Below are 23,532 nucleotides of genomic sequence, written 5' to 3' on the forward strand. Positions count from 1 at the left end.
TAATGCAGGTTAACCAGCCAAAAAACCCTTCCTAACAGCTTCCATTACCAGTTTGGCTGTATTATGCACATCGAATTTCTGCAATATATTAGTCCTATGTCCATCGACCGTACGACTGCTGATAAACAGCTTTTCGGCTATCTCTTTATTCGAATAGCCCTCAGCAACTAACTCCAACACCTCTTGCTCTCGTGCACTTAGCACAATCTTTTGGCCTACCCTGGGCGTGAGCCTCGTTTTTCGCTTAAGGCCTTCCAACATAGCCTTGGACACCTCTTCCGAATAGTAAATTCCTTTTTCATACACATTCAAAATGGCATTCCTTAATGTCTCTCTGTTACTGTCTTTCATTAAGTAGCCATTCACACCCATTTCCATTAAATAAGATATCATTCGCTCCTCGCTGTGCATGGTTAAAATGATCACTTTAAGGTTTGGATAAAGCTCCCGAGCTTCTTGAAAAGTATCTACACCATTTTTACCCGGCATATCAAGATCCAGCAGCAATACATCTGGCATAGTTGATTTAAGTTCCTCTAGTGCAGCTATTCCACTACCCACATCAAAAACCAGCTCAGTTTCTTCAATGCGCGACATAAGTAGTTTTATTCCTTCACGAAACAGCTCATGATCATCTACCAAGCCAACCTTTATCGTATTCATTGTCTGTCTATTTGAATGTGAATCATCACCCCACCTTCTTCAGGATTTGTAATCTTTAACTTGCCTTTTAATGCGTTTACCCGGCTTTCCATATTCTTTAACCCGAGCCCTTTTTTCACTATATCGCTGCTGCTAATTCCTTTACCATTATCTGAATAAGTCAAGCTAAATAGGTGCGGCTGTGCATTTAAGTCCATATTTATGGCCGAAGCTTCGGCATGCCGCAGCCCGTTGGTTAGCAACTCTTGCACCACCCTATAAACACTCAACTCGTGCTTTTGCGATAAAGGATAATCGTATGAATGTTCAAACTGAATATCAACCGAAGAGGCTTTGCCAATATGCCTAACCAGTTCGCCAATAGCTTCGGCTAAGCCTAGGGTTTCTAGCACAACCGGACGCAAGTCTGCCGACACCCTACGCACCGATTCTATGGTTTCTCCCAACATGGCATCTACCTGTTTGTTTATACCGTTGTTCTGCTCCGCCTCTTCTTCGATATTGTGCCGCAAATACATTCGGGCAGTGGTGAGCAAAACTCCTACACCATCGTGCAACTCGCGACCAATCCTATCCCTTTCATTCTCTTGACTCTCAAGCGTAGCTTGCAGCAACTCTAACTGATGCTCTTCTTCTGCCTTTTTATGCTTGCGTTCTTGAGCAATAAGCTTTCGCTGGTAAATGACCACGAAAACAATGATGACAATAGTGAGAAAGAACATCCCCACCATGCCAATGATTACCGCATTAATATCAGCTGTTACTCCGGGTCCATCCATAGCGCTATGTTAAAGCAGAGGTACTGGATAATGTTAAAGAAAATATGGATCAACCATACGTTAATGGAATACTCCAGGTCGAGCTGAGTTAACCAATCACCAAAAACAAACAGTACTATACTGCTAGAGAAGTAAGTAAGCACACCAATATTTATCCAGAAGAAACTACTCTTCTCAATTTTGGTGTAGACCATTTTGCTCAAAATTCTAAAGAAGACAAGTACAGAAAGTAATACTAAACCAATACTTGAAGCAGTGATGACATTTGTATTTAACTCGCGAACTCCTTGAAAGAAACACAGGTTAATCACAGCAAATACCGCCATCAACACTATGCCTACCCTTATTAGCTTTCTTTCTGAATGAGATAAATGCAAGGATAGAATTGTTGCCATAAAGGCAAACTCTATTACGGCATAAATATGAAACACAATGTAATTAGTAATTACAAGCTCAATCAATACCCTAGAAATGACCTCTGTGATGAAAGTAAAGCACAATGAAAAAACAAGGAGCTTTTGAGAAAGCCCCAGTTTATTAAATTTTGCAGCCCCAGTAATCAGGCCTAAAAAAATTAGTCCAATAGGAATAGCAAGGATAATATTATATAAAGTCGCTTTATCCATTAAGGAGTACTAGTTCTCACAGTTACCAAATGGTGGACATGGCTGCATGTACTGATAGAGCACCTGAACTGTTTCTTCATCGTCTTCTGCTCTCAGCACATTCACTGCCGTGGAACTATCAAATAAAATATCATTATGATGTTCAGAAAAGAATTCTAATGTGCCAGTTTTACCCCCTTCTCTGTGCTTTAGCCTAAACTCCAATACAGTTACGTAAGAAAAAGTATTGACTATATCCACCTTGTTTAGGTCGATACCAAAGTGAAATCCAATGAAAGCAAGCTCAAATTTTGGAGAAATATTAGCCAAGTATTGAACCAACATATCATGAACATTTGGATTAGTAGCTGGAGAGATATTGTAGCCCAACAACTTACTCAATTTGGCTGTTGGCTCAAGCCCTGAAACGACTTTTGATGTAAAGACATCTTCAATTTTACTAATTCTTGAATCTCTCCAAGTTCTAGTTACCAAATCCAAATAGGTCTCTGGAACCTGAAATCCCCCAATGGCAGAAGCGTTATCTCCCCTTCCATAAGCGATTTTAGAATTCTCATAGCCGCTAATCGGGTTTACAAAGCCAAAGTTACAAGGAGACTCCTTCTCCCCATTTATCACCCTCAAAATGGGCATTACCCTTAGCTTGTAATCTCCTAGCTCCCTTAAGCCAAAACTTATTTTAAACTCAGTTTCATGGCTAACTCCTTGTCCTTCCTTTTTAATGGCGGAAATAATCTCTTCCCCACTCAAATACAAAGACTTAACCTTGAACAGGTCACCTGTATAAGGCTCTTCAAAGCCTGAATTACTACCAGGCAAATCCGGTACCCCGAAGAAGTTTTTAGAAAGGTCCATTATGTTACAGTCACACCAGTTACCCAGTGACTGTTTTGTTTCTGTTGAAGTTAATTGCATGGTTTATTCGTTTTTAGTTGATCTTTTTCTTATCAATATAATTCAATCCATCATCAATTTCACCTAGGTTCAGGTTACAGACCAACATTCGGATTAATACGCCTATGCAAACAGGTGTTTTTACTTGGCAAATAGCCTAGCCTTTTGAGAGAATGGAAAGAATGTACTTATATTGATTGCTGTTTACTCACTAAAACTATGGAAACCTCTCTCGCGCTTATTCAAGACAAGCATTTAGCATTAAAAAACCACTACGCTAAAGGGCAAACCCAAGCCATTTCTACCCGCATTAATGCACTCAAAAAGCTAAGGTCTGCGATAATAGCAGCTGAGAAGGAAATTTTAGACGCGCTACACAAAGACCTGCGAAAATCACCTGAGGAAGCATACATTACCGAAATAGCATTAGTACTTAAAGAGCTATCGCACCACATAAACCACCTCAAAAAATGGGCAAAAACTAAGCGAGTAAGCACACCATTATTCCTACTACCATCTTCGAGCAGAATACGGCATGAACCCATGGGCACGGTACTGATTATTGCGCCATGGAACTACCCTTTTCAGCTGCTAATGACCCCGTTAATCGGGGCTGTATCTGCAGGCAATACCGTAATGCTAAAGCCTTCGGAGCATTGCATAAACACCAATGCTGTAATGGACACTATTGTGCAAAGCGTTTTTGACTCAGCACATGTGAGCTTGGTACATGGTGGAAAAGACACCAACCAAGCGCTTTTTGCACAGCGCTTCGATAAGATATTTTTTACAGGCAGCCCGCGCCTAGGTAAAATTGTAATGAAAGCCGCTGCCGAACACCTCACCCCTGTTGTTTTAGAACTTGGCGGAAAAAGCCCTTGCATTGTAGACCGCACGGCAAACATTGATGTGGCAGCCAAACGCATTGCTTGGGGGAAAACCGTCAACTTAGGCCAAACCTGTATTGCGCCAGACTACTTGTTGGTTGATGAAACCATAAAAGACGAACTCCAAGAAAGGATTATCCACCATTGGAAAACCCTTTTTGGTGACAACCCGCAACAAAGCACCTACCTACCGCGCATGGTTACCCATGAAGCTTTCGACAGGGTGAGTGCTTATTTGCAACAGGGCAAGGTGCTATTTGGTGGCAAAACTGACAGAGAAGATAAGTTTATTAGCCCAACATTAATGGATGACGTTGACTTGGATGCACCAATTATGCAGGACGAAATCTTCGGTCCAATTCTGCCAATAATCCCCTTCAAAACTATTGAGGAAGCCACGGATTTTATAAGTGCACGAGAAAAACCATTGGCCTACTACTACTTTGGCGATAATGGAAAGATCGACCAATTACTCTCCGCAAATACATCCGGGGGCGCTTGCTTTAACGATACGCTGATTCACATTAGCAATCACGGGCTACCCTTTGGTGGAGTTGGCACTAGCGGTATGGGCCAATATCACGGCAAAGCCAGCTTCGAGGCGTTTTCAAATACACGCTCCTTTATGAAATCACCAACATGGATCGACCTGCCCTTTCGCTACCCTCCATTTAAGCACTTTAGCATGATAAAAAAGTTGCTTAGATAACGTCCATTCGGAACCACACGAGACGAAACACAGTTCTGATACCTTCAAAGCGAGTAGATAAATGATCAAACAATTTGGCGGCAAACTCACCAAAGCTTTAAAAGCCAGGTATAGCCAATCGCCCAACTGGAAGGAAAATAAGTTTCTGAATTTGGAAGAAACCACCATGAGCATTAGCCTCAAAACGCTTCCAAAAATACTTTACAAGCAGTTTTTCGAGAAAAATGGCCGTGAGCCAGCACAACCATTACCGGTTGTTCCTTTCGACAAAGCAGCATTTTTAGCGCCTTCAGAAAAAGCCAAACTGATTTGGTACGGCCACTCTGTAATGCTAATGCGCATTAGTGGTAAAACCATTCTTATCGACCCAATGCTTGGTCCCGATGCAGCGCCTATAGCACCATTTGCAACCAAGCGCTTTTCCGAAAACACACTAAACCTCATAGAGAAGTTTCCTGAAATCGACCTAGTTTTACTTACACACGATCATTACGACCACCTTGACCTAGCAAGTATAAAACTGCTTAAACCAAAGGTTAAACAATACTTTGTTTCCCTTGGCACTGCAAGGCATTTGGAAAAATGGGGAATCGACTCAAATCAAATTCAAGAATTCGACTGGTGGGATGACGCTCAATGTGGCGACATAAAAATAACCTTTACTCCTAGCCGACATTTTTCTGGTCGAGGGCTAACGGATAGAGCCCAGTCACTTTGGGGTGGTTGGGTATTCAAAACCCCAACGGAAAGCATCTACTTCAGTGGAGACGGTGGCTATGGCGAACATTTTAAAGCTGTAGGCGAAAAACTTGGCCCCTTTGATTTTGGCATAATGGAATGTGGCCAGTACAATGAAAATTGGCACCAAATACACATGTACCCAGAAGAAGCCATACAAGCCGCCAATGAGGCAAAAGTGGCCAAAGCAATGGCGGTTCATTGGGCAGGCTTCGCATTAGCCCAGCACCATTGGAAAGAACCAATTGAGCGCTTTACTACAGCCGCGTTAGCAGCCAAACTACCTTTGCTATTACCCAAAATTGGAGCTCAATTTTCTGTAAATGATGAGCTATTGACCGAATGGTGGAAAACACTGGAATAAACACCTTGAAATGGCACCAGAGCAAATCAAAAAACACTTTCAACAACTTGTGGATATCTCTGAGGAAGACTGGCAATTCTTCGCCTCAAAACTCACCAAAGCATCATTCAAAAAGAAGGATGCAATTCTACGAACCGGCCAAGTAGAAAATCACCTGTCTTTTATCGAACAGGGAATGGTGCGGTTCTTTATACCAGAAGAAACCAAAGACCTAACCTTCGCCTTTGCTTTCGAAAATAACTTTGTGAGTGCTTACGATTCGTTTTTAACACAAACACCCTGCGCTTACAACATTGAGGCACTTTCCGACACTATATTATGGCAAGTGAGTTTTGATCAGCTACAAGAAATTTACGCCAAAACCACCGTTGGTAATACCATTGGCCGATTGGCCAGTGAAGACCTTTTTCTTAAGAAATCAGCCCGAGAACTATCACTCTTAAACGACACAGTAGAGGAGCGCTATCTCAAACTCTTCTCTGAAAGGCCAGAATTGATTCAGAAAATTCCATTAAAGTACCTAGCCTCCTACATTGGCATTACGCCACAGGCGCTTAGCCGCATTCGTAAACGCATTTCTTAACCCAGGTTCATTTTCTAAGCTAACCTATTTGATGAGCTTTGCCAATGTTATGAAGCCACTCATCGTATTAATAGGAGTTTTCATTCTCGCCCTTATTGTATTAAGGGCATCAGCCAAGCAAGTCGATTTTCAATTCGCAGGCAGAATTGCCATGGCTGCTATGCTAGTATTTACCACAATGGGGCACTTTGTATTCACCAAAGGCATGGCCGCCATGATTCCCGAGTTCGTTCCCTTTAAAACATCTGTGGTTTACCTTAGCGGCATATTCGAAATACTGTTGGCGCTAGGGCTACTATTGCCCAATTACAAAACTGCTGTTGGTTGGGTTGTCATTGTTTTCTTTATCCTAATGCTACCCGCCAATATCAAAGCAGCTACCATCAACCTGAATTACCAAACAGGCGAATTAAATGGCCCTGGACTGAGCTATTTATGGTTTAGAATTCCTTTACAAATACTATTTATCGCGTGGGTTTACCTAAGCGCCATTAAAAACTGATCACCACACATCTTTCCATTCCGGATGTCTTTGGAGTGTGGCCTTGGCAAACGGGCATAGCGGCAGAATTTTAATACCCTTGTTGCGAACATAGTCAACTGCAAACGCTACTAGTTTTACGCCCACTCCCTTTCCGCGAAGCGAGTCGTCAACTTCGGTGTGATCTATAATGATCCTGTCCTCTCCAGCCTTGCTGAAGGTCATTTCGGCAAGCAGTTTTCCTTCGCTTTCCACAAAAAAACTACCTTTTGAATCCGTTTCTTTTACCTGAACCTGTAAATCCATAAATTAAGGAGTTAACATTCAATATTTTGTACCAATGAAGATTTCTCTAACAGCTCTCCTATGCTTCTTTTGCTCCATTGCAGGAGCCCAAACCCTAATATATGACGGTTACATGAAAGGCCATAAGGTTGGCGAAATGAAAGTGGTGAAAGAAGTAAGTGATGAAAGAACCGTGATAACCACAGAGACCACCGTGGAAGCCCATATGCTGGTGAAAATTTTAGTGGAGTACAACAGTAAGTCGACTTACATGAATAATAGACTGGTTGAAAGCGAGGCTAAGTCTCATACAAACGGAAACTTAAAATCATCAGTACAAACCATATGGAAAGACGGCACCTACCATATTAACGACAATGGAGATAGCAAACAGTTGAGCCATCCGGAACTGATTGGGGCCGATTATTATTACTTTGAAATCCCCGACAACAATTCCAAAGCACTAGCCCTAGCAACCGGTGAACTACTGACCATAGAAAAGTCTAAACCGCTGGAATATTACTTTGAGCATGACGGCAAAAAAGAGCTGCATTTGTTTGACGAAAGTCACCTGAAAGAAGTGACCATTAGTCACAAACTCTACTCCATTACTTTTAAGCGCAGATATTAGAAAAAAGTGTTTTAGACAAAGTATTGATAGCCAAAGAGTTCTTAATACACACAAAAAAAGATTGAAAAATAATGCACTTTTTTCGGTTCAGGTGTTTGCAATTAAAAGATAAGCCACTACTTTTGCATCACCTTAAACGAAAGGGACACACGAAAAACATTTTGGAGCGGTAGTTCAGCTGGTTAGAATGCCTGCCTGTCACGCAGGAGGTCGCGGGTTCGAGTCCCGTCCGTTCCGCAAAAGCCTTAGAGAAATCTAAGGCTTTTTTGTTTTAGATGCTTCTTAAAAAAAGCAGTTAGAATACCTGCATCAAGTAATTCGTAAAGGTCATGGGCTTCTCGAACCTCATTGGGATCAATTCCACAAAGAGGCTGTCTCAAAAGCAAAACGTCATTCCCGACACCGATCGGGAATCTCTTAAATTGGGCGTAAAACCTGAATGAGATTCCCAGTCAAGCTGAGAATGACGAAAGCCACTAGCTTTTGAGACAGCCTCTTTTTTTTTAGATCGGTTTTAAAATGCGATTCGGGCATTTCATTCAAATCACACTGTGCCCTTCCCTCCTACATTACGGGCAGATTTCGTGTTTTAAAATACATAAATTAACATATATTAACTTTATCATATTTACATATTTTACTTATTCAATTTATAATAAGCCCTACCCGCGTAAACATTCTTCCTTATCTTCGCGGCATGCTTTCCACCCTATCACTTGCCGACTGGTTATTGGTTGCTTTTGCAGCATTTGTACTCGGTCTTTCCAAATCAGGTATCAAAGGCATTAGCATCATTATAGTAGCCCTACTCGTGTTTGTATTTGGCGCCAAAGCATCCACTGGCATTTTGTTACCTATGCTTATTGTGGGCGATATTTTCGCGGTAATTTATTACAACCGTCACGCACAATGGAAATACCTTTTCAGGCTGCTTCCATTTATGATGGGAGGTGTAATTATAGGCACTTTGGTAGGCGAAAACATGCCTGAAGAGGTTTTTAGACGCAGCATGGCACTGGTCATTTTCATATCGGTGGTGTTTATGTTCTGGTGGGATCAGCGCAAGTCGAAGCAGGTGCCACAGCACATAAGCTTTGCTGGAGTTATGGGTTTAACAGCCGGCTTTACAACCATGGTAGGCAACCTGGCAGGTTCATTCGCCAACATCTTCTTTCTGGCCATGAGGCTACCCAAAAACGCATTTATCGGCACAACAGCTTGGCTATTCCTGTTCATTAACCTATTCAAAGTTCCTTTCCATGTTTTCAGTTGGAAAACCATCGACTGGCAAACACTCCAAGTAAGTGCAGTCTTTATTCCTGCCATTTTTCTTGGTTTGTTCGTGGGTGTCAGGATATTAAAGCGTGTGAATGAAACTTTCTTTCGAAAATTTATATTAATAATGACTGGAATTGGAGCTGTGTTAATATATTTCACCTGAAATGATCTAACCTTTCGGTTGAATACGTAGTTCACAGTGAATAAGAAAATAGAGCAGTAGAAATGGAGCAGAACGCCTGGATTGAAAGAGCACTTCAACCATACAGAGACCAACTAAACAACCACAAACTTTACGAGCAACTTAGCACCATAGAGGACATACAAACCTTTATGGAGTATCACGTATATGCGGTTTGGGACTTTATGTCGCTACTCAAAAGCCTGCAAATACAACTTACATGCACTACTGTGCCTTGGGTGCCTTCGCATACACCAGAAACTGCGCGATTTATTAATGAAATTGTGTTGGGTGAAGAAAGCGATGAGGACAAAGACGGCAACCATATGAGCCATTTTGAGATGTATCTCAACGCTATGGACCAAGCCGGTGCCAGCACGCTTAAAATCTCTCAATTTATTGAGCTAATCCGTGCGGGTGAAGCAGTTGATATAGCGGCCTACAAGCTAAGACTTGATCCGGCTATAGTGAATTTTATGCGCTTCACGTTTAACGTAATCAACAGTGGGAAACCACATTTGGTAGCCGCTGCCTTTACTTTTGGTCGCGAAGACCTGATTCCTGATATGTTCTTGGCAATTGTAAAGCAAGCAGAAGAAAACGATGCCGCTACCTCTTACAGCAAGCTTACCTATTACCTAAACCGACACATTGAGCTAGATGGTGACGATCATGGGCCATTGGCACTGCGAATGATTGCACAACTTTGCGGGGAGAACGAGCAGAAATGGCAAGAGGTAATTGAAGTTGCGCAAGAAGCACTGCAACAGCGCATTTACTTATGGGACGCTATTGCCGAAGAAATCTGCACCAAAACCACCAAGCTTTCTGAGGAATTGGCTTAAATCATCAGCCCTACAGGGATGTGCCTCTTTTTAGGAAATCACTTTTCCAAAAGAGGCACATCTATAAAATTCTATCCAACCCTGTTTGCACGGACACTCCTCCTTGGTGAAGGAGGTTGGGAGGATTGGTTTTTGAAATGAAATATCTCCCACTTATAATCTGATTCTACTGATATCCAGTAGACACAAATAAGAGAATAAACTAATTACTCCGCAGTCTTTTTCTCAACAGGAGGCTCCGTTTTAGCCATAAACAAACCTATGTTTGAAAGTGTTGGAGCAGCTTTAGAGTCCAATATTTTAATCTGAATAGAAGTAGTTGTAACCTCATCCATTCGTAAGATTCGCTTATAACCCACCGTGGTGCCCGCTCCTACTTTTTTGTACTCCTTTTCACCCAAATCTGCATAAATCTCGAAAGCCTTTATGCGCTGACCAAGCGGAACATATTCCTGCAACATCAGTCTGTTAAAAGTTACGGGGTTATCAAAAGTGAGCAAAAAGGTAGCCTCAGTTACACCATCTTCTGTCGCCCAATAGGTGTCGTTCGAATCGTCTACAGCCAAGCTTGGTTCAAAGCCTTTGCCACGCAAATCCTTAGCAGACGCAGAACCTTGTTTCACTAGATTAACGCTAAATGTTGCATCCAACGTAGCCTTTAACTCCATCAAAGCAGCGCTATCGGCTTCGTGCACCAAACCTCTCCTGTCAACCGGTAGGTTCAGCAGCAAGTTGCCATTTCTACCTACCGACTTGTAGTAAATATCGAGCAGGTGAGATAGTGACTTTACCGAAGTATCCTGGCTTGCGTGGTAGTACCATCCCGGACGAATAGACACATCGCACTCGGCTGGCACCCAGTCCGTACCATCTTCTTGCCCCACAGGTAAAAACTCATAAGGTCCTATACCGGGAGCAAACTCCGCCTTATTCAGTGTAGACCAGTTGGTTTCTCCGGCAAATCCGTTTTCGTTGCCCACCCAGCGTACATCTGGTCCGCCATCGCTAAAGATCACGATATTCGGCTGCAGCGATTTGGCCAAAGCAAAGGTGCTGTCCCAATCGTAATAAGTTTCTCTATCCACATTGCGCGTTTCATTGGCACCACCGTAGTAGCCATCGCCACCGTTGGCGCCATCTACCCAAAACTCGAACACCTCACCATAATTAGTGAGCAGTTCCTTCATTTGGTTGCGGTAATAAGTTATATACTCAGGCTTTCCGTACTCCGCGTGGTTTCTATCCCAAGGAGAAAGATAAAGCCCTAATTTCAGTCCATACTCTTTACAAGCAGCGGCCAATTCGGCCACCACATCACCTTGACCATTCTTCCAAGGGCTATTTTTAACAGAATGCTCTGTAAACTCAGAAGGCCAAAGCGCAAAACCATCGTGATGTTTGGCTGTAAGGATAATGCCCTTCATGCCAGCTTCCTTCACAATGCGCGCCCATTGGCGCGTATCCAATGCAGAAGGGTTGAAACTGCTTGGCGGCTCATCGCCCATGCCCCACTCCATATCCGTAAACGTGTTCATATTGAAATGCACAAAAGCATAATACTGCATTTCTTGCCACTCCATTTGTTGGGCAGTTGGCAAAGCACCAATTGGCTCTGGCGGAGCAGCAGGCTGCTCTTTACAAGCAAAAAATAGTAGTCCGATAGCGGCTATTAATAAGTAGTTTCTCATTTGTAAGGTTTAAGCTCCCCGAAGATAATCATTATAGTGAATTGATTGATCTGTACGATACTGTAGTGCAGGAAACATTGGCATCCCTTTTAGGGACTGAGGGGTGGTTTAGTTCGTAGTTCAAAGTCAGAGAACCGCAAGAGCCCACGTACACCGTCATTCTGAGGAAATTCATGAGCCATTAGGCGAATGAGTGACCGAAAGCCCCCCCAACATATTGCACCATTGCTGACTATCAGTTAAACAGAAATCAAAGGGCTGCTCATAGTATCAAGTGGTTTGACCACTCAAGCCAATAGGTTCTGCACTCAAATGGATTATGAAAGAGCATAAAGGTGACCTTACCTTAAACTTAGCTTGGAAGAGGTTACTAATTTTTAGCATTTATTTTTTGAGGAGACTTCCGAAATAACGACCAAAATTGATGGCATGTTAATCAAAATGAAAATATGCGGAACTTTATAAAAACCGATACCATACCAATTTTAAAAGTTGATTATTGCGGAATTATTTAGGAAGTTCCACATATAAACGAGTTGTGCTTCATGCGAAAAAAGCCAGCCGCACAGTCAAGCACATTTGCTTGCCCCAATGCTAAAGGCTGACGCTTTGCAAGCAAAAGAGACTGTTTTTTAGCCAGCGCACAGACGAAGAAACAGAATGATAAAACTAAATTTGACGATGACAAAAAATACAAAATGCCAGTAGATTTTTCGGACATATTAGTAGTCGGAGTTTCAAGCCGTTCACTTTTCAATCTTGAGAAGGAAAATGAAATATTCGAAACGGAAGGAATAACAGGCTATCGCAAGTTTCAACTTGAACACGAAGACGAGCCACTTGAACCAGGAACCGCATTTTATTTGGTTCAAAGTTTACTGCATCTAAATCAAAACGCTAAAAAGAGAATCGTTGAAGTAGTTGTCATGTCTCGCAATAGCCCTGAGACAGGTGTGAGAATCATGAAATCTGTTCACAAATACGAGCTTGATATTACAAGAATGGCATTTAGTGGTGGAGAACCATTATCACCTTACATTGATGCTTTTGACATTAACCTATTCCTTAGCAAGGATTTGAAAGATGTGCAAACGGTAATTGATTCCCAGAAAAGTCCTGCTGCATTCATTTACGAGCCACCATCCGAATTTAAACCTACAGATAGCCGTGTAAAAATGGCGTTTGATGCAGATGCTGTTTTGTTTTCGGACGAATCTGAACACAGGTACAAGACGGAAGGAATCGAAGCATTTCATAAGTATGAACAGGAACACGAAGATGATCCACTGACTGAAGGGCCATTTGCTAAGTTGCTGATTAAACTTTCCAAAATTCAGGAAGAACTCCCTGAATCCGTAGAACTTTCACCTTTAAGATTGGCAATTGTTACCGCCAGGAATGCTCCTTCACACATGAGAGTTATTAAAACCCTTAGAAAATGGGGTGTTTATGTTGATGAAGCCTACTTTTTAGGTGGACTTTCAAAAGATAATGTTCTCAAGGCATTTGGTGCTCACATCTTCTTTGACGACCAAGAAGTACACCTGACCGATTCATCAAAGTTTGTTCCTTCGGGAAAAGTGCCTTATGCTTCTGATTCTCCTTTGCAAAAATTAAATTCAAAATCAAAATTGACCAAGCCAAAAGACGATAAATGAAATTATACGAAACACTCGAAAAGCAACTAAAGAAAGAACCCAATTTTGTAACCGATGACGGAGAATTGAAAAAATGGGTAGTGCTAAACAAAGCCCAGAATTTTGATAAAGAACTCATAGGTTTGCTGCTCGACAATGCTGACTTGAAAGAGAAGTTTTTTGTGAAGGTTAAAGACACCTTGGTTTTTAACCAAAATCTGTTCAGCCAATTCTTGGAACAGAAGAACTATCTGAACGACAGCTATACCCAATATAAAAACAAGGTTGGACTGACCATTGACGGAAAATATCTAAAACAACGCAACGAAGTGGCTTTGGTATGGCCTTTTAAAGACTGCATATTGGAAGGCGGACAAAGCCGTGAAGAACAAAACCGTGAAGAAATTTTCTTTAATGAAGTGTTGGCACAAGATGAAATTACCCAGCTGCTTGAACTTAAAGTGCTGAGCAATGCTAAACGCATTGATAAAAACGGAGAAAAACCTTTGGAAGGGTTTAACAGAGACGCTGAGCTTAACAAGAAACGTGGTTTACCCGAAGATACTATCACAGACAACCTGATTATCAAAGGAAATAACCTTTTGGCTTTGCATTCACTCAAAGAAGAGTTTGCAGGGAAGGTTAAGCTTATTTACATCGATCCTCCTTACAATACAGGTAACGATAGTTTTCGATACAATGATAATTTCAATCATTCTACATGGCTTACTTTCATGAAGAATAGATTATCCGTTGCTCAATCACTCCTGACAAAAGATGGTGTGATTTTTATTAATGTTGATGACAAAGAATATTCCTATTTAAAAGTTGTCTGTGATGATGTTTTTGGCAGGGAGAACTTTTTAAATGTGATCGCTGTCAAAACTTCAGACCCGTCAGGACATAAAACTGTTAACCCCTCACCTTATTCTCAAACAGAATACATCCTACTTTATGCTAAACATAAACAGTCATATAATTATGAGATACAGTATGTAGCATCTGAATATGATTCGGGCTATAATCAGCTTATTTTAAATTATGAAGATGATTTTTCAAGTTGGGAGATTGTTGGTTTGTTTGACTACTTGGCAAAAGAAAATGGCTATAAGGATACTCGGGATGCCAATAAAAAATTAGGACATGATGCTTTTAAAAGTATCGTTGCAAAATATGCTCTTGAAAATAGAGAAAGAGTATTTCAGGCTACAGCCATTGCCAATGATGCAGCAAAAGAAATAGTAGAAATTCGAGATAAATCAAAAGATAATTCAGGTAAGATTTACAAAGTTGAACGAGATAAGGATGATATTTTCATAAAGGATGGACGTCAAATCTATTTCTACTCCAATAAGGTTAGAGAAATTGACGGTGAAGAAACACCTTCTAAACCGCTGACAAATCTATGGGCTGACATTCCCTATAATGGCATATCAAAAGAAGGTGGTGTTAAACTAAAGAACGGCAAAAAGCCTGAAAAACTACTAAGACGGATAATTGAAATTAGTACTGATGAAGATGATATCGTCTTAGATTATCATTTAGGAAGTGGTACATCTTGCGCAGTTGCGCATAAGTTAGGACGTCAGTTTATCGGTGTTGAGCAATTGGATTATGGGAAAAATGACAGTACGGTTCGCTTGAAGAACGTAATCAATGGAGATACAACAGGTATTTCAAAAGTAATTGATTGGAAAGGTGGCGGATCATTTATATATCTAGAACTCAAGAAATATAACCAGATTTTCATCGACCAAATCGAAGAAGCAAAAGACACGAAAGCACTTCAAGAAATTTGGAAGCAAATGAAAGAGAAGAGTTTCTTGGATTACAATGTGGATATTCAAGAACAAGAAAAGAATTTGGAAGCGTTCAAGGCAGATTCACTCGAAAATCAAAAGCAACTATTGCTCAAGCTGCTAGACTTAAATCAGCTTTATGTAAATCTATCTTCAATCGATGACAAAAACCTTGAATGCACAGATGAAGAAAAAGCAATAACCAAAGATTTTTACCAAATAAAAGATTAAACAAATGGCATTTCTCTATGAAATATTCAACAACCCATTTGCGAGAAAGGCTTTAGCACAAGTACCTATTCCAAATGGAATTAGCGATAATTTAAAATACAGCATTCGTACTTATCAGGAAGAAGCATTTAAGCGCTACCTATACACAGAGCAGGAAGATTTTGACGAAAAACCAAAAAAGCCATTACACTTGCTTTACAACATGGCTACAGGTAGTGGTAAAACGATGGTGATGGCAGGCTTAATCTTGCATCTATATGAACAAGGTTATCGCAACTTCCTGTTTTTCGTTAACAGCAATAACATTATTCAGAAAACCAAGGAGAACTTTCTCAATCCGCAAGCTTCAAAGTACCTCTTCACTGACAAGATCGTCATTAACGGCAAAGAAGTATTGATTAAGGAGATCGACAACTTTGATGAAGCCGATGACAGAAATATCAACATCAAGTTTGTTTCCATTCAGATGCTTACTTCAGGCTTGCTCCTGAATGTTCGAGAAAATGGATTGAGCTTTGAAGATTTTGAAGACCGTAAATTGGTTTTGATTGGCGATGAAGCCCACCACAATAACGCAGATGTTTGGGGTGATTTAGTGGAGAAAATCCACCAGATGAATTTTGAAAACATCCTTTTAGAATTTACAGCCACTTTAGATTATGAAAGTCAAAAGATTGTTGAGAAGTATCAGGATAAGGTCATTTATAAATACGACCTTGCCCAGTTCAGACTTGACAAATATTCCAAAGAAATCAATCTGATTCGCTCGCTTTATGATGAGCAGGAACGGATTATCCAAGCCTTAATACTTAATCTTTATCGACAGGAATTAGCTACATCACACAATGTGAATCTTAAGCCTGTTATTCTCTTTAAGGCAAAGCGAACCATAGCGGAATCAGAACAGAACAAAGCCAATTTTCACAAGCTTATTGAGAACTTCTCAGAAGGTCAGATCGAAAAAATTCAGAAAACTTCAACAGTCGGTATCGTTCAAAAGGCGTTTGAGTTTTTCGAACAAAACGGAATATCAAACACGGAAATCGTAAAGCGCATCCAATCTAATTTCAGAGAAGAAAATTGTCTAAGCGCCAACAATGATAAAGAAGCGGAGAAAAACCAAATCCTACTGAATACGCTTGAAGATGAAAACAATCCGATACGAGCCATTTTTGCAGTTCAAAAGCTCAACGAAGGTTGGGACGTACTCAACCTCTTCGATATTGTTCGCCTTTATGATGGCCGTGACGGTCGTGCAGGAAACCCAGGGAAAACCACTTTATCGGAAGCTCAATTAATTGGTCGTGGAGCACGGTATTATCCATTCACCATTGAAGACGGTCAGGACAAGTTTACCCGAAAATTTGATGATGACGTTTCCAATGACTTAAAAACGTTGGAAGAACTCTACTATCACACCAAAGAAGACAGCAAATACATTTCTGAATTGAAGAAAGCCCTTGTTGATTCAGGTATTTATGAAGATGATGAGAATTTGGTGAAGAAGCAACTCACCTTGAAATTTGAGTTTAAGGAAACCGACTTTTATCGAGATGGTCAGGTTTTCTTCAATAAGAAAATACCCAAGAGTTTTGACAACGTAAAGTCATTTGCAGATTTAGGAGTAGCTAAACAAAACCATCGTCACACACTTTCATCAGGTGTTGGTAGTATGTCTCGTGGTTTTGGAGATAGTGATACTTCTTCTTCGGTAGAAGCTTCTATTAAACCAATTGATGTAAAACTTGTGGATATTCCAAAACATACAATTCGATTCGCATTAAGTCGGTTTCCGTTTTTCCATTTTGACCATTTGACCAAATTTTTCCCAAACATTGAGTCGCTATCCGACTTCATAGACGGGGAAGACTATTTAGCAGGATTAGAGATAACTTTCCGCGGAACACCTGATCGAGTAAAGACCATCAGCAATTTCGATTATTTGCAAGCTTTGAGCGGACTATTGCAAAGTATCGAATCGGAAATCAAGAATAGCTCTACCGAATACGAAGGTTCAAACTACATCAAAAAACCTGTTCACGAAGTATTCAAGGACAAAGAGATCAGAGTAAACAAATACGATGAACGTGCCAATGGACAAGAAGACTTAGTAGCAAATGAACCTTGGTATGTTTACAATGCCAACTACGGAACATCAGAAGAAAAGCAGTTCGTTGAACTCTTCTCTAGACGCTTTGAAGGACTGAATCAAAAGTTTGAGAATATCTATCTGATTCGCAACGAGCGAGAATTAAAAATCTTCGACAAGCAAGGCCGAGCCTTTGAACCTGACTTTCTATTGTTCTGTAAACAACGAGATGGCGATCAATTGACTTTTCAAGTCTTCATAGAACCAAAAGGAAACGGTTTTATCGCTAAAGACAAATGGAAAGAAGACTTTTTGGAAGAAATAAGGACTGAAAAGAAAACCATCGAAATACACACAGACAAGTATTTGATAACTGCGGTTCCGTTTTACAACTACGCGAATGAAAATGAATTCAAGACAACCTTGGAAAGCACATTAAACGAATAGAAATGTCAACACTTCAAAGCCGCTCAAGCCAACCGCACCAGCCAAAGCTTGTCAAAGAGTGTGTCTTTCCCTACGCACGAACGAAAGAAAATAAAGCACGATTGCCCAACAATGGCTATACGTAATGCGGGTTTAAGTGCTAATATGAAAGCAATTCCATTAAATAGACTAACTACTAAACGGAAAGTGAAGTGCCTTGAAATCCCGCACTACGCATAGCCGAGACCGTTGGCAATAATGTAAAAACGATATCATCGAAAACAAACAAAATGACTCAATCCGAACTCATAATTTTAAACTTTACAGAGATTAGGAGAAGAAGCATAAAACTTTGGAGTGGTCTTCCTGAGAGCTGTAATGATTGGAAACCTGATGAAAAAGCAATGACTGCCATAGAAATGGTAAGACATGTTTTGGAAGCTGACTATGGATGGAATTTGATAATCAATAATGGGAGCATTTCAAATTCTCAAACGCCCTGGAAAAACCGACCATTTATTAGCGTTACTGATGAACTTAAATTTGCTGCACCCTATAGAAATACGTTCTTAGAAAGCATTCGTCAGTTTTCGGATAAAGAATTAAACGAAAAAGAAATTATTCACCCCGGAAATGGAGAAAAAAAATTACTTGGAAAATATTTACTACGAATTGGGTATCATGAATCTGTTCATGCAGGGCAATTTCTTTCATATTTGAGAGCAATGAAAATTACTCCCCCAGCGATATGGGACTAAAAAACAAGAAACACTATGGCTAACATCGGCTATAGCAAAGGCCATTCCCCCATCCAAAACACCCTGCTGGCTATGCCAACAGGGTTTAAAAGTCAAACTATTCTACTCGCTCCTAAGAGAATTCACTGGGTTAGAGTTGGCAGCTTTTATAGAGCGGTAGCTTACCGTAATAATGGCAATCAGTAGTGTAGCCAAACCGGCTATTGCAAAGGCACCTACTCCCAAACCAACCCTATATTGAAAGTTCGCTAGCCAGCTTTGCATTACGTAATAGGCAATAGGGCAAGCCATTATGAATGCCACCAATACCTGTTTAGAAAACGAGCTAGAGAGCATATAGAACAATCGCCATTCGCTAGCGCCAAGCACTTTTCTTATGCCCAATTCCTTCACTCTGCGCTCTACCGTAAAAGATGCCAAGCCAAATAGCCCCAAACAAGCAATAAAAATACTCAGCCCTGCTCCTACCTTAAAAATCACGCTGGCTTGCTGCTCCGACTCATAATAAGTCTCCAGCATGGTGTCCAGAAAATGATACTCCATTACTGTGCGCCTATCGAATTTGGCATGCACGGCCCTAGCCTGCTCTATTACCTCGCTGGTATTGCCATTCACTTTTAAGATAAAATAATCGATAACCGAAGCGCGATTATTCCAAGCCCCTACAATCAGCGGCTCAATCTCCGCATGCAGCGACTGAAAGTTAAAGTCTTCAAACACGCCAATCACCGTGTATTTACCTTTCCCCTCACTTACTTGCAATTCTATCTGCTTGCCTACAGGGTTTTCCAGTCCAAACTCCTTTACAGCAGCCTGATTAAGTAAAATTTTTGTACTGTCAGACGCATCATTCCCTCCAAAAAATTCACCCTCGGCCAAGCTTAAGCCAAACGTGCTCAACATGGTCGGGTCAAAACTCATATAGTAAACCTCGGTAGAGTCGGTCGGTGCGCCAGCGGAATTGTACATATTCACCCCTACACGCGAAATGTTCTTCCATTCCCCAGGAATTCGCGAAGCCACAGCCACACTTTCCACTCCGGGAATTTGCGCAAACTCGTTCTTCATGGTTTTGAACACAGGACGCACATCCCCATTATTAATATCAATTACCAGCAGGTTCTCCTTATCGAAACCGAGGTTGCGTTCTTTGATGTAACTCATCTGGTTAGACACCACAAAAGTGGAGATCATCAGCACAGTGGAAAGTACAAACTGAAAAACCACTAATGCCTTGCGCACATTAAAACTACCACCTTTTACCTGCTCGCCTTTTAGCACGGCCACAGGTTTAAAGTTGGTCATAAATAGTGCTGGGTAAATGCCAGAAAGCAAGCCAATGGCCAACGTAATCAGCAGCAATGTATCGCTGTAAGTAAGCAAAGTAGCCCAGCTAAACTCGTAATTCCTGCCAGTCAAATCATTAAAAAACGGCATGGTAAGATCGGTAAGGCCGATTGAGATAAGCAGCGCTACAAATGCGATAATCAGCGATTCGGTTAAAAACTGAAAGATGAGCTGCTTGCGCACAGCGCCAACCACTTTTCTAATTCCAATTTCTTTGGCCCGAAAGACTGCTTTTGAGGTTGCCAAATTCATGTAATTCACCGCAGCAATGAGCACCAGAAATACGGCTATAAAAATGAATACCGTACTATACGTTTTATCGCTTTTAAATCTGGCTATATCCGATTCAATATGCGCAGAGTTAAAATGAATATCTTCCAATGCCTGCATTTCGAAACGAACCATTTGGGCAAAGTTTTCGGGCATTCTTTCCAAAGCCACAGCCTGTGCCTTCGCTTCAAAATCTTCCACCTTAGTACCAGGCCTTAGTAAAAGATACGATGTAGAATTAAAGTCTGTCCATGAGTTTTGAATGCGCTCCATAAACTGAGCGGGCAAAAGTTCGGTAAATAGTAAATCAGCAAAAAAGTGCGAATTATCGGGTATATCCTCCATAACAGCGGTAATCTTCACGTTTCCACCCTGAGTCTCTAAGGTCTCCCCAATCACATCATCGGTACCAAAGAGCCCAATGGCCTTTGACTGCGAAATCATTACCGATTTTGGCTCCGAAATAGCCGTCTCCTTGTCTCCCTTCAGCAGCTTAAAATCAAATACTTTGAAGAAGTCTTCCGTCACGAAGTAGAAATCTCTTTCGGTATAATTCTCTCCATTTAAGGTAAAGTTGATTTGCCCGCCATATCGGTAAAAAGTCACCTGCGTTTCTACTTCAGGCACTTCTTCGGCCAGCGTGGTGGCGTAAATCATGGGGTTAGAACCATAATACCGTGGTTCTTCCAAGTTGGTTTGAATGGTAAGCGGACGTACAATTCGCTCGGACTTCGTATGAAATTTATCAAAGCTGACTTCGTCTTTTACAAAAGTGAGCAAAAGCGTGGCTCCGGCAATTCCAATGGCCAGCCCTAGGATATTGATAAATGCGTAGCCCTTATTTTTGACCAGCGTACGCAGTGCTATTTTAAAGTAATTTTTAAACATGGTTGATTATTTGAGTTTGACCTTATTCTGTTCTTAATGTTTTGGTTGGGTTGCTTAGCGCAGCTTTAAAAGCTTGAATGCTCACTGTAGAAATGATGACCAAGAGCACTATAATACCTGCAATTAAAAAGCTACCAACCCCAATTGTTATGTGGTAAGCAAAGCCTTCGAGCCACTTGCTTATTGAAAAATACACTGCTGGAATAGCGATTAAAGTGCCCACCAAAAATATTTGTACAAACTTTTGGTTTACCAGCCATACCAGCGATTTCACCTGCGCTCCGAGCACCTTGCGAATGCCTATTTCTTTGATCTTTCGTTCAATCACATAGGCCGTCATACCATAAAGACCAAGGCACGAAATAATGATGCAGATTACGGCAAACACCTCTATGGCGGACTGTATGCGCTGTTCTTCATCGTAATAGGCGTTAATGTTGTCTTCCAAAAACATATAGCCGAACGGATAAACCGAGTCCATTTCTTCCCAAAGGTTACGGGCATAGTCCACCACTTCTGCCCCACTACCCGACTGAATTCTAACCGACATAAACCAGTTAGCGCGTGGATGAATCAGGAATAACGCAGGCTTTACCTTATTATGAATCGACTGGAACTTGAAATCTTCTACCACTCCGATAATCGCTTTTGGAGTAGATTCTGGACCATAAATCCGCACCTTTTTCCCTAGCGGATCATTCAAACCTATGGAGTTTACAAAAGCTTCATTCACTATAATTGAAGTACTATCGGTACTCAATTCGGGGTTAAATGCACGGCCATTTACAATATCCAAATCGTAAATTTCCATAAAGTCCATTTGGGTGGTAAAGTAGGTAGCCAAAGTGCCCTCATCGTTCGGCTGGCCATCTACCGTTACGTATCCGGAATTGTTGGTGTACTGAAAACCGATCACATCCATAGAAGTGGCCACGCCCAAAACATTTGGGTTCCGCATTAATTCATTCTTATAGGTTTGAAGGTTTTGGTTTACCTTATCAGAATTGTTGGGAATAATGAGCACATCTTCCTTATTAAAGCCCAAATCGAGGTTGTTAATGTAATGCGTTTGCTTTATCACCAACACCACTGCGCTAATCAGCATCATGGTGAGCATAATTTGAAAACCCACTAAAAATGAACGCACCTTATTGGTCTTAAAAAAGCTCTTTGAATGGTGTGAATTGAATGCTTCTACCGGTTTGAAAGCACTCATAATCAAGGCCGGATACAAACCAGAAAGCATGCTTACCGCCACCAATAAGCCCAGTAAAAGCTGCAAATAGAAAGGGTTTTCGAGCAATGAAATAGGCATAGTTTTGCCCATCAATAACTGAAACTGTGGCAGCAGTACATCGGTAAGCAAAACAGACAATAAAATAGCCGAAAGGCTCACCATAAAAGCCTCGCTCATAAATTGTATAATCAACTGCCTTTTGAATGCTCCAAACACTTTTCGCACGCCAATTTCCCGTCTTCTATTCAAGGCTTTGGCAGTAGCTGCATTTATGTAGTTCATGCAAGCCACTATAAGGATAAATAGGCCTATTGCCCCTAAAATGAGCGTATTCTGAAGATTGCCTTTGTTAAAATTCTCATCGAACGTAACATGGCCAGAATCGAAGTAGATATCATAAACCGACTGGAATGTATAGCTTTCGCGCTGCAAAGCTTCCAAAGTCCCTGCATCGTCTTTGTAATAGTCTAAATAATAATCCTTTACAGCCGCGGCTACTTGCTCTGGTTGGGCACCATCAGCAAGTTTAAAATACCCGTACATAGAGCCTTTAAAACCACCTCGCATCACCTCGAAACCACGGTCGTCTTTCACCTCAAATGGCAGCAAAAACTCAAAGTTAAAATGCGATTGCTTAGGATCTTCCACTACCCCAGTCACCTGCAAGGTGAACACATAATTACCCAAAAACTTCACAGTCTCGCCCATTGGGTTAGCTTCTCCAAAAATGCGCTTAGCGGCCGACTCGGTAATCACCAAACCTTTAGGGTCTGCCAAAGCAGTTTTGGCATCACCTCTTTTTAATTCGAATGAGAAATAGTCGAAGAAATCGCTTTCGGCAAACATCATATTTCTCGACTTGAACTTTACGTCTTTGTATAGAATAGCCAGTGGCCCAGAGCCATAATCGCGTAGCATAATTTTATCCTCTACCCCAGCAACATTTCCCTCGATCTGATCGAGCGTTTCTATGCTTACAATTCCGGCAGTTCGGCTGGCGCCACTACCCGTTTGTTCGTTGTAAAGAAACCTGTAACTGGCTTGCTCATGAAGTTGGTCGTAGCCCATTTCGTTGTGCAAGTACAGCGCAATGATCGAAAAACAGGTTACACCCAAAGTCAGCCCTAGAATGTTCATTGCCGCGTAAATACGGTTTCGCAATAAATTTCGGTAAGCTGTTATCAGGTAGTTTCTCCACATAAGTTCAAATTTACTCCT

General features: G+C 41.2%; 19 protein-coding genes and 1 tRNA gene. 12 read left to right on the plus strand and 8 right to left on the minus strand.

Annotation, left to right across the window (positions count from 1 at the left end):
• Positions 1–9 precede the first annotated feature (9 nt).
• Genes BMW98_RS11960 through BMW98_RS11975 form a run of 4 tightly spaced genes read right to left on the minus strand, consistent with a single transcriptional unit; the run spans position 10 to position 2,983 of the window.
• A complete protein-coding gene (locus BMW98_RS11960; RefSeq protein WP_090258821.1) occupies positions 10–663 on the minus strand; it encodes a response regulator in 654 nt (217 codons plus the stop codon).
• On the minus strand, positions 660–1,442 hold the full coding sequence (locus tag BMW98_RS11965; RefSeq protein WP_090258822.1) for a sensor histidine kinase: 783 nt from the start codon (positions 1,440–1,442) through the stop codon (positions 660–662). The genes BMW98_RS11960 and BMW98_RS11965 overlap by 4 nt, the downstream gene beginning before the upstream one ends.
• A complete protein-coding gene (locus BMW98_RS11970) occupies positions 1,424–2,068 on the minus strand; it encodes a hypothetical protein (protein WP_090258823.1) in 645 nt (214 codons plus the stop codon). The genes BMW98_RS11965 and BMW98_RS11970 overlap by 19 nt, the downstream gene beginning before the upstream one ends.
• Before the next feature lie 9 nt (positions 2,069–2,077).
• Positions 2,078–2,983, minus strand: a complete 906-nt coding sequence (locus BMW98_RS11975) for a hypothetical protein (protein WP_090258824.1) — start codon at positions 2,981–2,983, stop codon at positions 2,078–2,080.
• A gap of 198 nt (positions 2,984–3,181) precedes the next feature.
• Here BMW98_RS11975 and BMW98_RS11980 point away from each other — a divergent pair, with 198 nt between their 5' ends.
• From BMW98_RS11980 to BMW98_RS11995, 4 genes are all read left to right on the plus strand, one after another.
• On the plus strand, positions 3,182–4,558 hold the full coding sequence (locus tag BMW98_RS11980) for an aldehyde dehydrogenase (RefSeq protein WP_090258825.1): 1,377 nt from the start codon (positions 3,182–3,184) through the stop codon (positions 4,556–4,558).
• 61 nt (positions 4,559–4,619) lie between these two features.
• The gene (locus BMW98_RS11985) at positions 4,620–5,660 is read left to right on the plus strand and encodes an MBL fold metallo-hydrolase (RefSeq protein ID WP_090258826.1); all 1,041 of its coding nucleotides are present in this window, start codon (positions 4,620–4,622) and stop codon (positions 5,658–5,660) included.
• Between the two features lie 10 nt (positions 5,661–5,670).
• Positions 5,671–6,243: a Crp/Fnr family transcriptional regulator gene (locus BMW98_RS11990; protein WP_090258827.1), complete on the plus strand. Its 573-nt coding sequence runs from the start codon at positions 5,671–5,673 to the stop codon at positions 6,241–6,243.
• Between the two features lie 49 nt (positions 6,244–6,292).
• On the plus strand, positions 6,293–6,745 hold the full coding sequence (locus tag BMW98_RS11995) for a DoxX family protein (protein ID WP_090259449.1): 453 nt from the start codon (positions 6,293–6,295) through the stop codon (positions 6,743–6,745).
• Here the strand turns inward: BMW98_RS11995 and BMW98_RS12000 are convergent, their stop codons facing one another.
• On the minus strand, positions 6,746–7,030 hold the full coding sequence (locus BMW98_RS12000; RefSeq protein WP_090258828.1) for a GNAT family N-acetyltransferase: 285 nt from the start codon (positions 7,028–7,030) through the stop codon (positions 6,746–6,748).
• A 34-nt stretch (positions 7,031–7,064) separates the two neighbouring features.
• On the opposite strand from BMW98_RS12000, the gene BMW98_RS12005 reads away from it, so the two are divergent.
• The 4 genes from BMW98_RS12005 to BMW98_RS12020 all read left to right on the plus strand — a co-directional run bounded on the left by BMW98_RS12005 (position 7,065) and on the right by BMW98_RS12020 (position 9,944).
• Positions 7,065–7,640, plus strand: a complete 576-nt coding sequence (locus tag BMW98_RS12005; RefSeq protein WP_139177534.1) for a DUF6134 family protein — start codon at positions 7,065–7,067, stop codon at positions 7,638–7,640.
• Positions 7,641–7,803: 163 nt separating this feature from the next.
• Positions 7,804–7,877: transfer RNA gene (locus tag BMW98_RS12010), tRNA-Asp, on the plus strand.
• Positions 7,878–8,337: 460 nt separating this feature from the next.
• Entirely contained in the window at positions 8,338–9,081 is a 744-nt protein-coding gene (locus BMW98_RS12015) for a sulfite exporter TauE/SafE family protein (protein ID WP_090258830.1), read from the plus strand.
• A 62-nt stretch (positions 9,082–9,143) separates the two neighbouring features.
• On the plus strand, positions 9,144–9,944 hold the full coding sequence (locus BMW98_RS12020; protein WP_090258831.1) for a DUF3050 domain-containing protein: 801 nt from the start codon (positions 9,144–9,146) through the stop codon (positions 9,942–9,944).
• 206 nt (positions 9,945–10,150) lie between these two features.
• Here the strand turns inward: BMW98_RS12020 and BMW98_RS12025 are convergent, their stop codons facing one another.
• Positions 10,151–11,632: an alpha-L-fucosidase gene (locus BMW98_RS12025; RefSeq protein WP_090258832.1), complete on the minus strand. Its 1,482-nt coding sequence runs from the start codon at positions 11,630–11,632 to the stop codon at positions 10,151–10,153.
• A gap of 698 nt (positions 11,633–12,330) precedes the next feature.
• Between BMW98_RS12025 and BMW98_RS12030 the strand changes: the two genes are divergently transcribed.
• The 4 genes from BMW98_RS12030 to BMW98_RS12045 all read left to right on the plus strand — a co-directional run bounded on the left by BMW98_RS12030 (position 12,331) and on the right by BMW98_RS12045 (position 18,572).
• Complete coding sequence (locus BMW98_RS12030; protein ID WP_090258833.1) at positions 12,331–13,290, plus strand: 5'-nucleotidase; 960 nt, start codon at positions 12,331–12,333, stop codon at positions 13,288–13,290.
• The gene (locus tag BMW98_RS12035; RefSeq protein ID WP_090258834.1) at positions 13,287–15,299 is read left to right on the plus strand and encodes a DNA methyltransferase; all 2,013 of its coding nucleotides are present in this window, start codon (positions 13,287–13,289) and stop codon (positions 15,297–15,299) included. The genes BMW98_RS12030 and BMW98_RS12035 overlap by 4 nt, the downstream gene beginning before the upstream one ends.
• A 4-nt stretch (positions 15,300–15,303) precedes the next feature.
• Positions 15,304–17,835, plus strand: a complete 2,532-nt coding sequence (locus tag BMW98_RS12040) for a DEAD/DEAH box helicase family protein (RefSeq protein ID WP_090258835.1) — start codon at positions 15,304–15,306, stop codon at positions 17,833–17,835.
• Positions 17,836–18,104: 269 nt separating this feature from the next.
• Positions 18,105–18,572, plus strand: coding sequence for a DinB family protein (locus tag BMW98_RS12045; RefSeq protein WP_090258836.1), 468 nt, complete (start codon positions 18,105–18,107; stop codon positions 18,570–18,572).
• Positions 18,573–18,674: 102 nt separating this feature from the next.
• Here the strand turns inward: BMW98_RS12045 and BMW98_RS12050 are convergent, their stop codons facing one another.
• Positions 18,675–21,077, minus strand: a complete 2,403-nt coding sequence (locus tag BMW98_RS12050) for an ABC transporter permease (RefSeq protein ID WP_090258837.1) — start codon at positions 21,075–21,077, stop codon at positions 18,675–18,677.
• A gap of 22 nt (positions 21,078–21,099) precedes the next feature.
• Complete coding sequence (locus tag BMW98_RS12055; protein ID WP_090258838.1) at positions 21,100–23,514, minus strand: ABC transporter permease; 2,415 nt, start codon at positions 23,512–23,514, stop codon at positions 21,100–21,102.
• Positions 23,515–23,532: the final 18 nt, after the last annotated feature.

Origin of the sequence: Roseivirga pacifica, from assembly GCF_900111145.1 — a bacterium.
Classification (GTDB): Bacteria; Bacteroidota; Bacteroidia; order Cytophagales; family Cyclobacteriaceae; genus Roseivirga; species Roseivirga pacifica.